Consider the following 13580-nt stretch of genomic DNA (forward strand, 5'->3'; position numbering starts at 1 on the left):
CATGCCATGACGCAACGTACCTTTTTGATTACCGGAGCCAGCAAGGGCATCGGCCGGGCAATTTCCGAACAACTGGTGGAACAGGGCCATCAGATCGTTGGTATTGCTCGCCAAGCAGGGGATACCAGCTTCCCCGGCGAACTGATCGCCGCGGACCTGAGCGACTCAATGCGTTTGTTTGCGATGCTGGCGGAGCTGACCAAGCACTACGCGTTCGACGGCGTAGTGAACAACGTCGGTTTGGTCCGTCCGCAGATGCTGGGCGAAATTGACTTGGCAAGCTTCGATGAAGTTATGCGGGTTAACTTGCACCCTGCGTTGCAGGCGACCCAAGCGTTGCTGCCAGGGATGCGCAAGCGCGGTTGGGGGCGCGTAGTGAATATCTCCAGCCTGACCGTGCTCGGTATTCGCCAGCGCACTTCCTACGCGGCTGCCAAGGCAGCGTTGGTCAGCTTCACTCGCAGTTGGGCGCTGGAACTGGCGCAGACCGGAATTACGGTCAATGCGGTCGCTCCAGGGCCGATCGAGACCGAACTGTTCCGCGGCGGCAATCCGCTGGGCAGCGCAGGCGAAGCTGCCTATATCGCCGCGGTGCCGATGGGGCGGCTCGGGCAGCCACAAGAAGTCGCTTCGGCAGTGGCCTTCCTGCTTGGGGAGAGCAGTGCCTTCATTACTGGGCAGACAATTTACGTTGACGGTGGCGCATCTATCGGTCGCAGCGGTCTTTGACAACAGAGCCAGGGCGCTGATCGTGCGAAGTGCCATCTCGGCAGCGACCTTGCCCACCCTGAGAGCCAAGGCAAGCGGCAGCCTTGGCGGCCTAGGTGAGCCCATAACCTGCTCTTAATCCAAACGCCTCAGCCTTGCCAAAATTTTAAGCCCCCTGGGCGCGCCAAGTGACAGGCCTACCCAGTTCCATGCCCGCACAGATGAAGAAAACGACCAACACGGTTGGAGGCTACACACATGTTGATCCACTGGAGCTTTGACCCTGTCCTGGTGACTTTGGGGCCCTTCTCTATCCGCTGGTACGGGGTACTTTTCGTCGGCGCATTCCTGGGGGCACAAAGAATACTCAGAGGCATCTTCAATGCTGAGGGCATCAACCCAGATTACGCAGAGCGGTTGTTTTACTGCGCGCTGGTCGGTGCCATCGTGGGTGCACGACTTGTCCATTGCTTGTTTTACGACCCTGATTACTATCTCGCCAATCCGTGGGCGATCCTTCGTGTTTGGGAAGGAGGCCTAGCTAGCCACGGTGGAATGATCGGTGTACTGATTGGACTGTGGCTTGGATCTCGATCAGTGAAATCGGACATGCCCTTCCTCTGGCTGATCGACCGGGCAAGCCTTCCCGCAGCATTGGGAGCAGCGCTTGTACGAATCGGCAATTTTCTGAATTCTGAGATTCTGGGCAAGCCTACTTATTCAGATTGGGGCGTCGTATTTCAGTCCGTTGATGCCGTGCCACGCCATCCCGTTCAACTCTACGAAGCGCTAGCCTATCTGCTGACGTTCTTGGCTTTGCTGGGTTGTTACCAAAAATTCAAGCACCGCACTCCCCATGGCCTGCTGTTTGGCGTGTTTTTGACCCTGGTGTTTTCGGCACGCTTGATCCTCGAGTTTTTCAAGGAGCCGCAGGCCGCCTACGAAGCCCACCAACTGTTCAGCACAGGTCAGTACCTTAGCCTTCCAATGGCTTTGATAGGCGCAATACTGATTTGGTGGTCGATCGTGCATTCTGCAGGCGATCACAAGAGAATGGGTACGTCAGCACAGGCTTGACGAGCGGGCTTGGCTCCAGATTGAACAAGTGGCTACCCATGGAAATGCGGTAGCACGAATGTTCCCAACTCCTCCAGTGTCTCGTCCAAGGGGCGCCGGTTGTGCCGCAAATGGAGACCAATATGCGCCACGCCCGCCGCGCGCATGGCTTCGAGTTCGGCAATCAACCCCTTGCGCCCCACCTTGCAGCCGAAGCGGTGACGCTCCAGCGGCGCTTCGGGGCTTTCATCCAGGTCCAGGTGAATGAATGACACGTATGGCTTGTCTCCCGCCACCTCACGCCACACGCCTGCGCGATGTACGTGTTCGGTGGGGGTGCCAGGGTAGGCCAGCCAGCCGTCCAAGTGCTCGCCGACCCAGGCCGGGCTCTGTTGTGCCAGGCCCGCCACGAGGAGCGGTATAGGCTGGTGCGGCCTTGGGAGTACTTCGACGCCAGCCGGTAGATCGGCACTGCGCCACTCGCGCAACTGGGTGATTTGCTTTCGAAACACCTCGCCACGGTTATCGAAGTCGCGGCCGAACAGCGGGTACTCCACGGGTCGATCACCACTGGCCACTCCCAGTAGCAAGCGTCCGCCACTTAGCAGGTCGGCGCTGGCAGCCGCCTTCATGGTCAGCAACGGTTCGCGGATCGGTAATACCACTGCGGCGGTGCCGAGCAGGATGTTGCGGGTCACACCGGCCAGGAAACCTAGGTAGGTGAATACCTCGAATACCTGTGCGGCATCGCCGAACTTTGGATCGTACAAGGGCACGTCGCGTACCCAAAGTGCGCGGAATCCCAGGCGGTCAGCGAGGGTAGCCAAGCGTGCGTGGTGGGCGAGATCCGGTATCCCGAACGGTGTCCCTGCCCGCTGCCGAGACTGCTCGCGCACGCTGTTCCAATCGTTGTCCAACGGCAGTTCGAGGCCAATGCTCAGGCCTCCAGTAGTAAGTTTCTGCAAAGTAGAATTCATGGCTGGGGTTCGCAAGACAAGAAATGGCGGCCAGCCTATGGCAGCTCCAGCTTGTGCAGTAGACCCGGATAATTCAAATCAATTGTGAATTGAGGTCGTGAATGTCGCTGGGCTCCTTGTGAGGGGAGCAGCCTCACTTGTCAGTGATTCTAAAAACAGTTTTTACCCGTTGCCGTCTGCCCAGCCCCCATACCGCACGCTAATCTTTCCTATTTGTGCCCAAGGATCAGCAATGGCCCGACTTGACATCAACCGCTCCGGTGAACTGGAGGTGTTCGTGCGTGTCGTCCAGGCTGGAAGCTTCTCGGCAGCGGCGCGAGACCTGCGGATAACGCCCTCGGCGGTGAGCAAGCTTGTCGCACGCCTGGAAGGGCGGCTGGGGTCACGACTGTTCAACCGCTCGACCCGCCAGCTGAGCCTGACCCATGAAGGTCGCGCTTACTACGAGCGTGGCGTGGGGCTACTGGCCGATCTGGACGAATTGGAGCGCAACGTTGCCTCCCAGGATGCGCCACGAGGACGGGTGCGCATCAATGCCAACATGGCCTTCGGTTATCACTACCTGTTGCCGCTGGTCCCACTGCTCATCAAGCACTTGCCAGAAGTGAAGCTCGATCTGGTGCTGACCGACGAGGTGATCGACGTAGTCGGCCAGCGCACCGATATCGCTGTACGAGCAGGCCCCATGAAAAGCTCCAACCTGGTCGCTCGCAAGCTTGGCCAAACGCGCATGGTGATCGTGGGCGCGCCCGGCTATCTTCAGCTTCATGGTGTTCCAGACTGTCCCGCAGCGCTGCAGTGCCACAACCTGCTGACGGCCAACTATGCGCGAGCCTTCAATGGCTGGCCTTTGCAGGACGGGGGGCAGGTGATCAAAGTGGTTACGGCAGGCAACGTTCAGGCCAGTGATGGCGAAGCCTTGCGCCGCTTGGCGCTCAGTGGCACAGGGTTGGCGAGGTTGGCGGCGTTCCGGGTGCGTGAGGACATCGCCGAGGGGCGTCTGGTGCCGGTGATGGAGGCGTACAACCCAGGCGACCTGGAAGAAGTTCATGCAGTGTTCGTCGGCCAGGACGGCTATGTACCGCTGCGGGTTCGCGCGGTGCTGGATTTTCTCGTCGAGCACGTACACGTTCAATGACCGTGGCCGCGCGCCGGTCACGTTGGTCGAGGTACGCAATGTGAGCAGCCAGGCGATTCTCATGGGTGTCGATCTGGGTACCTCCAGCACCCGAGCCGTGGCCCTCGATGCCCAGGGCACTTTGCGTGGTGTCGCACGCGTGGGCGATGTGCCGATGGCGCAGAGGCCCGGGCAAGGCATGGCGCGGGAGGGGTTTCTCGATGCACCGCTGGCGGCCATCCGGCAAGCACTTGACGACGCCCGGGCGAGCCCGGCGCAGGTATCCGGGATCGCATTGTGTGGGCAGATGGCTGGACTCTGTGCGGTGGATGCCATGGGTGACCCCGCGACTTCCTGCGATGCCTGGCTCGACCTGTCCTGTGCCTCAAGCGTGGCCTTGTTGCGGTCGCATGAGCGGGAGATCGTGGCGCGTTCGGGCAGCCAACTGATCGCCAGCCATGGAGCCAGGTGGCTGCAGATCCGCCAGCAACAGCCAGATCTCTACCAGCGCTTGTGCAAGTTGACGGTGCCTTCTGCTGTGGTGGCTGGACGGCTGTGTGGGCTGCCTGGGCAAGCGGCGTTCATGGATACCACTTGCCTGGGGTTCAACTGTTTTGCCGATGTTGCCTCCGGTGGCTGGAACCTTGATTTGGTCCGGGCGTTGGCGCTCGACCCTGCGCACCTGCCGCGCGTCATCGAACCCTGGGAGCGCGTCGGTGGTTTGACCCGCGACATAGCACAGGCGCTTGGTCTTCTTCAGGGTACGCCGGTGTTCGCCGGGTGCGGCGATGTCGCCGCGACCTTGCTGGGTGCTGGCGTGTCAGTGCCAGGGCAGCTCGTGGACATTGCGGGTACCGGCTCTGTGTTTTGCGCGGTACGTGACGACTTCAGCGTGGACGACCAGCACCACACATTGCTGACCCTGCGCCACTGCATACCGGGCCTCTATTACAGCGCTGGCTACGTTGGTGGTGGCGGGTTGTGCTGTGACTGGTTGGAGTCGCTGCGGGCTGAAGCCCGCCCGCCTCAGGATGTCAGCGCGGCATTGCGAGAACGCGCACAGGTGCCACCGCTGTTGTTCGTACCGCATATGGGCGGCCGTCATTTACCGTTGTTTGCGGATATGCGCGGTGCCTTTGTTGGCCTGACCTGGCAGCACGGTCTGGCCGACATGCAGCGGGCGATGGTCGAGGCTACCGCCTTTGAGTACGCCGTTTTTCTGGAGGCCATACGGGGCACCGGCTTGAGGCCCGTCGAAGGCGGTGTGCTGGTGGTAGGCGGAGGGGCCTCGAGCGAGGTGTTCAACCAGGTCAAGGCCGACGTGCTAGGGTTGGCCTATCGTCGTCACGGGGTATTCGAGGCCGCGGCCCGAGGGGCGGCGCTGTTGGCCGGCCACGGAGCTGGGGTTTTCACCGACCTGAAGCAGGCTGCTGGGCGGGTGACGGAGGCGGTGAATGGGGTCACGCTGCCGGGCCAATCGAAGCACGGGTTGTACCAGCAGCGACGGCAGGTTTACGGCAGGATGCTGGAAGCGCTCGGGCCGGTGTTCCGAGACATGGCGAGGTTGCCATGGATGTAGGCTGGTCGCTGCTGGCCTCCTCGCGGTTGCAGACCTCTTGAGCCTTCAATGTCCCGCGGGCCTGAGCAGGTGGCGCGCAGGTGTTTCCAGTTCGTTGAAGTAACGCACTGCGAAATCGACGAATGCCCGTACCCGCTGGGGCAGTTTCTTACCGCCCTCGGTCAGCAGGTGGAAGCCGGTCGCTGGGCAGCTGAAATCCTCCAGCAACGGCACCAGCCGCTGTTCGTGAATATCTTCGGCAACCTCCCAGACAGACTTCCAGGCGATCCCCAGCCCTTGCAGCGCCCATTGGCGCAGGGTGAAACCATCGTTGACCAGGCGATTACCCCGGACTTGCACCGAAAACGTTTCCCCGTCACGCGTGAAACGCCACTTGTCCTGGGGGAAATCCGCTTGTAGATGAATCAGGCAGTTGTGCTCCAGCAACTGTTCCGGGCACAGCGGCGTACCGTGGCGCGCCAGGTAATCTGGTGAGCAGCAGACAATGCGGCGGTCACCTCCCAGCGAACGCGCCACCAGGGTGCTGTCAGGCAGATTGCCATAGCGGATCGCGATGTCCGAGCCGGATTCGACGAAGTCCAGCAAGCGGTCGGTGAAGAACAACCGCACGGTGACGTGGGGGTGCTCCTCGACGAACGCATCGACCAATTGGCTGACCCACTGGCGGCCCAGATCGGTGGGGCAGGTGACGCCGATCGTACCGCGCAGTTGTGCGCTACCGCCACGGATGACGCCGTCGAGAGCCTCCACGTCCTCCAGGATTTTCTGCGCCGCTTCGAACAGGTACAACCCTTCGGCGGTGGGGCTCAACCCACGTGTATTGCGCTTTAGCAGGCGCAGACCATAGAACTCCTCCATTGCCTTAAGGCGACCGCTCATGGCTGCTGGCGAAAGGCCAAGCTGACGCCCAGCCATCGACAATGAACCGCTTTGTACCACCAGCCTGAACAGCCGTAGGTCCTGGAGCCTGTCTGCCATGGTGTCACCTCGTTGTCGTCATTGCGTGCCAGGGCATCATTTTTCACGTTTGCTTAAAGCTAGGCAATGTAATGGCTTGAAGGCGGCTAATACAGGGGGTGGCCTTTCGAATGCGCTGAAAAGTCATTCCGGGAAAATCGAATACTTGTCGGGTAGAAACGCTCCTTAACATGGCAACAGGCTCAACGCTAAGAGGAGTTGAATGATGTCTGTTGCATCGAATCAAACCACCCACGGCAATCAGGATGTCGCCGATCTGTTTCGCAGCGCCATGGGGCGTTTCGCCTCATCGGTCACCTTGGTCACCACGGTCGACGAGCACTGCTGCCCGCACGGCCTGGCCGCCACCGCGTTCTCCTCGGTTTCGATGGACCCCGCATCCGCGCTGGTCTGCGTCAACCGTAATTCCAGTGCGTCACCCATCATCAAACGGTCCGGCCTGTTCTGCGTGAACATGCTGCAGAAAGAGCATGAGGCCCTGTGTGCCATCTTCAGCAAGCCTGAGTTGCGAGACCGGCGCTTCGTCGATGGCGACTGGGCTGTGGGCGTCAATGGCCTGCGCTACCTGGCCGACGCCCAGGCTTCGATCTTCTGCGAAGTCGTCCAGGCGGTGGAATACGGCTCCCACACCATCTTCATTGGCAATGTCGTGAACGTCATGACCCAGTCGCTGGAGTCGCCACTCGTGTACATGGGTGGGCGCTTCAGGGAACTGGCAGCCTGACTGCAATTAGTGCTCGTACCCCTCAAATAAATACAAGAAGTGGTGTTCGTATGTATGGCTTCAGTTCCAAGGTGCGCCTGATTCCGCCTTCATTCAAGCTCAACGCGCAGGCGTCGGGCATCACCGGCCCGTTGCTCGGTCTGGTCCTTCTGTGCGTGGTGCTCAGCCTGACCACCGACGCATTTCTCACCTTGAGCAACCTCCTCAATATCCTCGATCAAGTGACCGTGCTGGGCATCATGGCCTTGGGCATGACACTGGTTATCCTGATTGGTGGAATCGACCTGTCAGTCGGGGCGGTGCTGGCCGTGTCGATCATGGTCATGAGCTGGGCCGAGCACGTCATCGGCCTGCCCATGGGCTTGGCGATCGGCGCGGCATTGCTTACTGGCGCGGCCTGCGGTGGTGTCACGGCAGTACTGGTGGTGCGTGCCGGATTGCCTTCATTCATCGCCACTCTGGCCATGATGTCCGTTGCCCGTGGCCTGGCCTACATGGTTACGGACGGAACGCAGATCAGCGGCTTTCCAGAATGGTTCGGCAACCTTTCCATCATCCGATACGCCGGTGTGGTGTCGCTGACTGTGGCCTGTTTCGTGGTTCTGGCCCTGCTGTTCTGGTTCGTGCTGCGCTTCACCGTGGCCGGGCGCAGCCTCTATGCCATCGGCGGTAGCGCCAAGGTCGCCAAGCTGTCGGGCATCCGGGTCAAGACCCATACCGCCATCGTTTACGTGATCTGCGGCATCACCGCCGCGCTGGGTGGGGTCATCCTCACTTCGCGCCTTGACACCGCCGGTGCTGGCGCCGGGGTCGGCTACGAACTGGATGTGATCGCTGCTGTGGTGATCGGCGGCGGCAGCCTCAAGGGCGGCGCTGGCAGCGTGGTCGGCACCTTGGTGGGTGTCCTGATCATCGGCGTACTGCGCAACGGTTTGAACCTGGCCGGCATCTCGCCCTTCGTCCAGCAAGTGATCATTGGCGCGGTCATCGCCGCTGCCGTGATGCTCGATGCCATGAAGCGAAAGCCCGCGTAATTCCCACATCAGCCTTTGACAATCAGAACAATTCTGGAGGCGTGTAAATGAACGTTTTCTCTTCACGTGTGCGCGTTTTTCTTGCCTTGATGCTGCTGCCTGCCCTGGCCAGTGCTGAAGGCAAACCGCTGAAAGTGGGTATGTCGATCCCAAGCCTGCAATGGGAGTTCTACCTGATGGTGCGTGACGGCGTGCTGGAGCAGGCCGCGAAGGATGGCATCGAGGAGGTCTTGGTCGTTGACGCGCAGGCCGACGCCGCGCGTCAGGTCAGCCAGATTCAGGACTTGCTGAGTAAAGGTATCGACGTGCTGCTGTACACCGCCACCGGGTCCGCCGCCTCGGCTGTGCCAGTGCGCCTGGCCAAGCAGCAGGGAGTACCGGTGGTGTGCGTCGATAACTTCCCGAAGAACGTCGAGTGTGACGCCTACATCTCCACTGACAACATCGCCGCCGCCGCCGAGCTGGCGCGTCAGGTGGTGAAACTGACCGGTGGCAAGGCGCAGATCGGCCTGCTCCAAGGGACCCTTGGCGACACCACCGAGAAGACCCGCGCCGATGGTTTCGACGTCGAACTGGCCAAGACCCCGGGAATGGTGATCGTCGATCGCAAACCCACCGACTGGCTGCAGGACAGCGGCTTCAAGGTGGCCCAGGACATGTTGCAGAAGCATCCGCAGATCGATGTCTTCGTTGGCCGCTCAGATGCCCCGGCCTTGGGCGCCGCCCAGGCCTTACGCGTGGCCAACGTACAGCACAAGGTGTGGATTTTCGGCTACGACGGCCTGCGTCCTGCGCTGGAGGCGGTGCGTGACGGCAAGATGGACATGACCATCACTCAGCAAGCTGTGGAGATGGGCCGTGTCGCCCTGCGCACTGCGCTAGCCCTCAAGGCTGGCGTGCCGGTGGAGAAAAATCAGGCGCTGCCCGCCTTCGTCACCACCCGCGAGAACGTCGAGACGTTCATCACCCGCCACCCATGAGAGGACGCCGAGCATGAAAATGGCAAGCACGCACGCGCCCTTCTTCCGCGCCGACCAGTTGGGGATGTCATTCAATGGTGTCGGTGTGTTGGAGAGTATCAGCCTGGAGATCGGCCGCGGTGAAGTGGTGGCGCTACTCGGCGAAAACGGCGCTGGCAAGTCCACGCTGTCGTCGATCATCGCCGGCGCCCTGTGCCCGAGCCGTGGCCGCATGACCCTCGAGGGACAGCCCTATGCGCCGACCTGCCCGAAGGATGCCATCGCCTTGGGTGTGATCATGATCCACCAGGAAATTCAGTTGCTGCCTGAGCTGAGCGTGGCGGAGAACATCTTCCTTGGCCATCTGCCGACCCGCAGTGGCGTAGTTGATCGCCAGCGTATGCGCCGCGAGGCACAGGTGCAGCTTGAGCGCCTGGGCCTGGACATTTCGCCGGACACACTGGTGCGTGAGCTGAGCATTGCCGCTCAGCAGTTGGTGGAAATCGCCAAGGCCCTGACCCTCAACTCACGGCTGCTGATCCTTGATGAGCCCACCGCGGCGCTGGGCACAGAGGAGACTGAACGGCTCTTCGAGCAGATCGAGGTGCTCAAGCGTGAAGGTGTGTCGTTCATCTACATCAGCCACCGAATGGAAGAAATCGGCCGCATTGCCGACCGCATCGTGGTGATGCGTGACGGCCACCTGGTGGCCCATCACGCTCAAGCGGATGTCGAGGTGGACCTGTTGGTGGCACAGATGGTCGGGCGTTCGATCGAGCGGTTGTTCCCAGTGATCGCAGCGCCCCGTGCCCGAGAGGTGTTGACGGTGCGTCACCTGACTTGCCGCAGCAAGCGCTTCCAGAACATCTCGTTCTCGGTGCGTGCTGGTGAAGTGTTCGGTATCGCCGGTATGGTCGGCGCCGGGCGTAGCGAGGTTATCCGGGCCATTGCCGGGGTCGACCCGGTAGCCAGTGGCGAGGTGACAGTCGACGGCCAGGTCCTGCGTCTGGACGGTGTGCGCGGTTCGATCGATGCCGGCGTCGTGCTGGTGCCCGAGGACCGCAAGGCCGAAGGCGTGGTGTTGGACCATTCGATTGCCGAGAACCTGGCGTATTGCAACCTTGACCGCCTCGGCATTCGAGGGTTGCTGACGCGGGGCAGAATCGATGCTTTCGCCAGCGAGCGCATCGCCTCCCTCGGCGTCAAGGGCGATCCGGACAAGCCCCTGGACAAGCTTTCCGGCGGCAACCAGCAGAAGGTGGTGATCGCCAAATGGATCGCGCGGCAGCCCAAGGTGATCATCCTCGACGAGCCGACCCGTGGCATAGACATGGGGGCCCGCGCCGCGATCTACCAGTTGATCGCCGACCTCGCCGCCAGTGGCGCGGCCGTGGTGGTGGTGAGCTCGGACCTGGACGAGGTGATTGGCCTTTCCCACCGTGTGATGGTCATGGCCCGTGGCACTTGCCAGGGCATTCTCGACGGTGAGCAAGTCGCACCGCAGCAGATCATGGCCTTGGCGACTGCCTGAGGAGTGCCGATGGACGCTATCGAATACCAGCACCTTCCCGAGACGCCGTTCGAGAGCCTGCTGGACCTGGACGGCCAAGTGGCAGTGGTCACCGGAGGCAGCTCTGGCATCGGCCTGGACATTTCCCGGCGCCTGGCCCAGGCCGGTGCGCGCGTGGTGATCGGCAGCCTGGCCCGCGAGCGCACCGATGAGCTGATGGACGAAGGCTTGGCCGTGCACTTCGTCGCTACCGATGTCAGCTGCCGTGCGCAGATCGAACGGCTAGCGACCGAAGCGAGTGGGCAGGGCAGGCTGCGCATCTGGGTGAACAACGCTGGCATCTACCCACTCAAGGCCATCGACGAGGTGGACGAGGGCTTTTGGGATCGCATGCAGGCAATCAACACCCGCGCCGCATTTTTCGGCGCCCAGTGCGCCCAGGCGCAGATCCGCCGACACGGGGAGGGCGGCAGCATCATCAACCTGTCGTCGGTGTGCGGTCATCGACCAATGGCCAACCATGTGACCTACGACACCAGCAAGGGCGCGATCCTGGCCATGACTCGCAGCTTGGCCAAGGACCTGAGCCGTCATTGCATCCGGGTCAACTCGATCTCGCCCGGGCTGACCGCGACACCGGGCAACCTGGAACCTGAATTGTTCCGCCAGCACCAGCACAACCGTGTGCTGGAAAACATCCCTCTGGGCCGCCCCGGGGAGCCATACGAAATCGCCAACGTAGCGTTGTTCCTGGCTTCGCCCCTGGCCTCGTACCTCACCGGCACCGACATCACGGTCGACGGCGGCTGGCTGCTGCACGGCAGCTGACGCCCTCGCCCTACCGCCAAGGCGCCTGTGTGGGTGCCTGGGCACGCTATCGCCTGATAAAGGAGAACCATCATGAAACTCGCGATGTTCATGCAGCCTCTGCACCACAAGGGCTGGGACTACCATGAAATGTACGACCAGGACATAGCCTGTGTCGTCCACGCCGATCAGGTCGGCTACGACGAAATGTGGATCGGCGAGCACACCTCGCAGCGCACCGAGCCGATTACCAACGCCCTGCAGTTCATGTCCGCACTGATCCCGCTGACTCAGCGCATCAAGCTGTGCACCGGTGTGCTCAACTTGCCGCACCACCACCCGGCGCGCATTGCCGCCGATGCTGCCATGTTCGACCACATGAGCCGCGGCCGCTTCATCATGGGTATCGGCCCAGGGGGGTTGGCCTCCGACTTTGAAGTGTATGGCAGTAACGGCAAGGACCGTGGCCGGATGATGGTCGAGTGCTACGAGATGATCCGCAAGATCTGGAGCAGCAATGCACCCTACCAGTTCTCTGGCGAGTACTTCGATGTGTCGCTGGTGAATACGGTCAATCATGAGCTGGAGATCGGCTACATGCCCAAGCCGTTCCAGCATCCGTTCCCGCGCCCTGCCACGACCGCCATGAGCCCGTTCTCCAGCACTGCGAAACTGGCCGGCAGCAAGGACTGGGACCTGATGTCCGCGAACTTCAACCCGACCGCCACGGTAGCGTCGCACTGGCAGGCTTACCTCAAGGGTGCCGAGGAGGCCGGCCACCAGGCCGACCCGCGCAACTGGCGCGTGGCGCGCTCGGTATTCGTCGCAGACTCCAAGGCCCAGGCCGAGGATTACCTGGCTGATCCGAACTGCACCCTGCGGCGTTACTTCGAGTACATGATCGATAACCTCGCCAGCAACAACTACATGCAGATCTTCAAGACCCGCCCTGACATGACTGACGCCGAGGTCACGGTCGATCACTGCATCCGCGAGATGGTGATTTACGGGGATGCCGACAGCGTGGTCGAGCAATTGGTCGCCTTCAGTGAGCGGACCGGCCCGTTCGGCACCCTGATGACCACTTTCCACGAATGGGATGACGAGGCCTTGTGGCGCCGTTCGATGGAATTGACCGCCCGTGAAGTGATGCCACGACTGAGCCGTTACATGCAGCCGCGTCTCGATGCAGCCATGGCCGTCAGCGCCTGACTGATGCCTTCAGAACGTTTACCGATCCAAGGTGCAACATGACCCTAGCAGTTGATCCGAGCAACACCGACGAATACGCGCTCACGCCCAGCGAGCTGGCGCGCCTGCGTGAAAAGGCGCAGTTCATCCGCCTGGAAACCATCCGCCTCATCGAGATTGCCAAGGTTGGCCATTACACTTCGGTGTTTTCCGCGGCTGAGCTGTTCGCCGCGCTTTACTACGACGTGATGTCCCTGCGGCATGGCGAGCCCAAGTGGCCGCTGCGCGACCGATTCATGATGGGCAAGGGCCACGCCGCCGTGGGCCTGTTCCCGGTGCTGGTGGAGTGGGGCTTCTTCGACAAGGAGATCCTCGACGGCTACACCCGCCTGGGCAACCCGCTGGGTGACCACCCGGACATGCGCAAGGTGCCCGGCGTGGACTTCTCCTCAGGCTCCATCGGCCATGCGCTGTCGGGCGGTTTGGGCATGGCGATGGCCGGGCGCATGCTCGGCCAGGACTTCACTACGTTTGTCATGGTCGGCGACGGTGAAATGCAGGAGGGCCAGGTGTGGGAAGCGGCCATGGCCGCCTCGCATCACAAGGTAGGCAACCTGGTGGCGATCGTCGATCGCAACGGTTTCCAGCTCGATGGCAGCGTTGACGATGTGATTGGTGTCGAGCCACTGGCTGACAAATGGCGTGCGTTCGGCTGGGAGGTCTACGACGTCGATGGCCACGACCTGGCCGCGCTGACCCCTCTGTTGCGGCGCATCAAGGCTGAAAAGGGCCGTGAGAAGCCAGTGTGCATCATTGCCCAGACCCTCAAAGGTAAAGGCGTCTCGTATATGGAGACGGAACCTGGCTGGCACCTGGGCTACCTGGACCCTGAAGACGCGCAACGCGCCATCGACGAAATCAAGAGCAAGGTGATCTGATC

Annotated in this window: 13 protein-coding genes; 11 read left to right on the plus strand and 2 right to left on the minus strand. The window is 61.6% G+C overall.

Annotated elements, in window-relative coordinates:
* The first annotated feature begins 6 nt into the window (after window positions 1-6).
* Window positions 7-729 carry an SDR family oxidoreductase gene (locus tag ACNQP3_RS03830; RefSeq protein WP_060492864.1) on the plus strand — a complete coding sequence of 241 codons (723 nt, stop codon included), beginning with the start codon at window positions 7-9 and terminating at the stop codon, window positions 727-729.
* Window positions 730-966: 237 nt separating this feature from the next.
* Window positions 967-1785 carry a prolipoprotein diacylglyceryl transferase gene (lgt, locus tag ACNQP3_RS03835; protein ID WP_060492863.1) on the plus strand — a complete coding sequence of 273 codons (819 nt, stop codon included), beginning with the start codon at window positions 967-969 and terminating at the stop codon, window positions 1783-1785.
* 32 nt (window positions 1786-1817) lie between these two features.
* Here lgt and ACNQP3_RS03840 read toward each other — a convergent pair whose 3' ends face one another.
* On the minus strand, window positions 1818-2741 hold the full coding sequence (locus ACNQP3_RS03840; RefSeq protein WP_060492862.1) for a TIGR03571 family LLM class oxidoreductase: 924 nt from the start codon (window positions 2739-2741) through the stop codon (window positions 1818-1820).
* Window positions 2742-2973: 232 nt separating this feature from the next.
* On the opposite strand from ACNQP3_RS03840, the gene ACNQP3_RS03845 reads away from it, so the two are divergent.
* Window positions 2974-3879: a LysR family transcriptional regulator gene (locus tag ACNQP3_RS03845; protein WP_060492861.1), complete on the plus strand. Its 906-nt coding sequence runs from the start codon at window positions 2974-2976 to the stop codon at window positions 3877-3879.
* Window positions 3791-5437 (plus strand): xylulokinase, encoded by a 1647-nt coding sequence (locus tag ACNQP3_RS03850; RefSeq protein WP_082421379.1) that lies wholly within the window; start codon window positions 3791-3793, stop codon window positions 5435-5437. The genes ACNQP3_RS03845 and ACNQP3_RS03850 overlap by 89 nt, the downstream gene beginning before the upstream one ends.
* Before the next feature lie 45 nt (window positions 5438-5482).
* Here the strand turns inward: ACNQP3_RS03850 and ACNQP3_RS03855 are convergent, their stop codons facing one another.
* The gene (locus ACNQP3_RS03855; protein ID WP_177336841.1) at window positions 5483-6415 is read right to left on the minus strand and encodes a LysR family transcriptional regulator; all 933 of its coding nucleotides are present in this window, start codon (window positions 6413-6415) and stop codon (window positions 5483-5485) included.
* 205 nt (window positions 6416-6620) lie between these two features.
* On the opposite strand from ACNQP3_RS03855, the gene ACNQP3_RS03860 reads away from it, so the two are divergent.
* The 7 genes from ACNQP3_RS03860 (at window position 6621) to ACNQP3_RS03890 (ending at window position 13578) form a co-directional block, all read left to right on the plus strand.
* Entirely contained in the window at window positions 6621-7139 is a 519-nt protein-coding gene (locus tag ACNQP3_RS03860) for a flavin reductase family protein (RefSeq protein ID WP_264316820.1), read from the plus strand.
* A gap of 50 nt (window positions 7140-7189) precedes the next feature.
* Entirely contained in the window at window positions 7190-8173 is a 984-nt protein-coding gene (locus ACNQP3_RS03865) for an ABC transporter permease (RefSeq protein ID WP_082421378.1), read from the plus strand.
* 47 nt (window positions 8174-8220) lie between these two features.
* Entirely contained in the window at window positions 8221-9153 is a 933-nt protein-coding gene (locus ACNQP3_RS03870) for a sugar ABC transporter substrate-binding protein (RefSeq protein WP_264316821.1), read from the plus strand.
* A gap of 13 nt (window positions 9154-9166) precedes the next feature.
* Window positions 9167-10663 (plus strand): sugar ABC transporter ATP-binding protein, encoded by a 1497-nt coding sequence (locus ACNQP3_RS03875; protein WP_060492857.1) that lies wholly within the window; start codon window positions 9167-9169, stop codon window positions 10661-10663.
* A 9-nt stretch (window positions 10664-10672) separates the two neighbouring features.
* Entirely contained in the window at window positions 10673-11470 is a 798-nt protein-coding gene (locus ACNQP3_RS03880) for an SDR family NAD(P)-dependent oxidoreductase (RefSeq protein WP_060492856.1), read from the plus strand.
* A 72-nt stretch (window positions 11471-11542) separates the two neighbouring features.
* Entirely contained in the window at window positions 11543-12661 is a 1119-nt protein-coding gene (locus tag ACNQP3_RS03885; RefSeq protein ID WP_060492855.1) for an LLM class flavin-dependent oxidoreductase, read from the plus strand.
* 38 nt (window positions 12662-12699) lie between these two features.
* Complete coding sequence (locus ACNQP3_RS03890; protein WP_060492854.1) at window positions 12700-13578, plus strand: transketolase; 879 nt, start codon at window positions 12700-12702, stop codon at window positions 13576-13578.
* Window positions 13579-13580 lie beyond the last annotated feature (2 nt).

This window comes from Pseudomonas sp. LFS074 (genome assembly GCF_047978165.1).
Lineage (GTDB): Bacteria > Pseudomonadota > Gammaproteobacteria > Pseudomonadales > Pseudomonadaceae > Aquipseudomonas > Aquipseudomonas putida_P.

Coding starts and splice junctions, on each gene's coding strand:
- ACNQP3_RS03860 (WP_264316820.1), top strand. CDS start 6,621: ATGTCTGTTGCATCGAATCAAACCACCCACGGCAATCAGGATGTCGCC.
- ACNQP3_RS03890 (WP_060492854.1), top strand. CDS start 12,700: ATGACCCTAGCAGTTGATCCGAGCAACACCGACGAATACGCGCTCACG.
- ACNQP3_RS03850 (WP_082421379.1), top strand. CDS start 3,791: ATGCAGTGTTCGTCGGCCAGGACGGCTATGTACCGCTGCGGGTTCGCG.
- ACNQP3_RS03845 (WP_060492861.1), top strand. CDS start 2,974: ATGGCCCGACTTGACATCAACCGCTCCGGTGAACTGGAGGTGTTCGTG.
- ACNQP3_RS03855 (WP_177336841.1), bottom strand. CDS start 6,415: ATGGCAGACAGGCTCCAGGACCTACGGCTGTTCAGGCTGGTGGTACAA.
- ACNQP3_RS03885 (WP_060492855.1), top strand. CDS start 11,543: ATGAAACTCGCGATGTTCATGCAGCCTCTGCACCACAAGGGCTGGGAC.
- ACNQP3_RS03875 (WP_060492857.1), top strand. CDS start 9,167: ATGAAAATGGCAAGCACGCACGCGCCCTTCTTCCGCGCCGACCAGTTG.
- ACNQP3_RS03870 (WP_264316821.1), top strand. CDS start 8,221: ATGAACGTTTTCTCTTCACGTGTGCGCGTTTTTCTTGCCTTGATGCTG.
- ACNQP3_RS03840 (WP_060492862.1), bottom strand. CDS start 2,741: ATGAATTCTACTTTGCAGAAACTTACTACTGGAGGCCTGAGCATTGGC.
- ACNQP3_RS03830 (WP_060492864.1), top strand. CDS start 7: ATGACGCAACGTACCTTTTTGATTACCGGAGCCAGCAAGGGCATCGGC.
- lgt (WP_060492863.1), top strand. CDS start 967: ATGTTGATCCACTGGAGCTTTGACCCTGTCCTGGTGACTTTGGGGCCC.
- ACNQP3_RS03865 (WP_082421378.1), top strand. CDS start 7,190: ATGTATGGCTTCAGTTCCAAGGTGCGCCTGATTCCGCCTTCATTCAAG.
- ACNQP3_RS03880 (WP_060492856.1), top strand. CDS start 10,673: ATGGACGCTATCGAATACCAGCACCTTCCCGAGACGCCGTTCGAGAGC.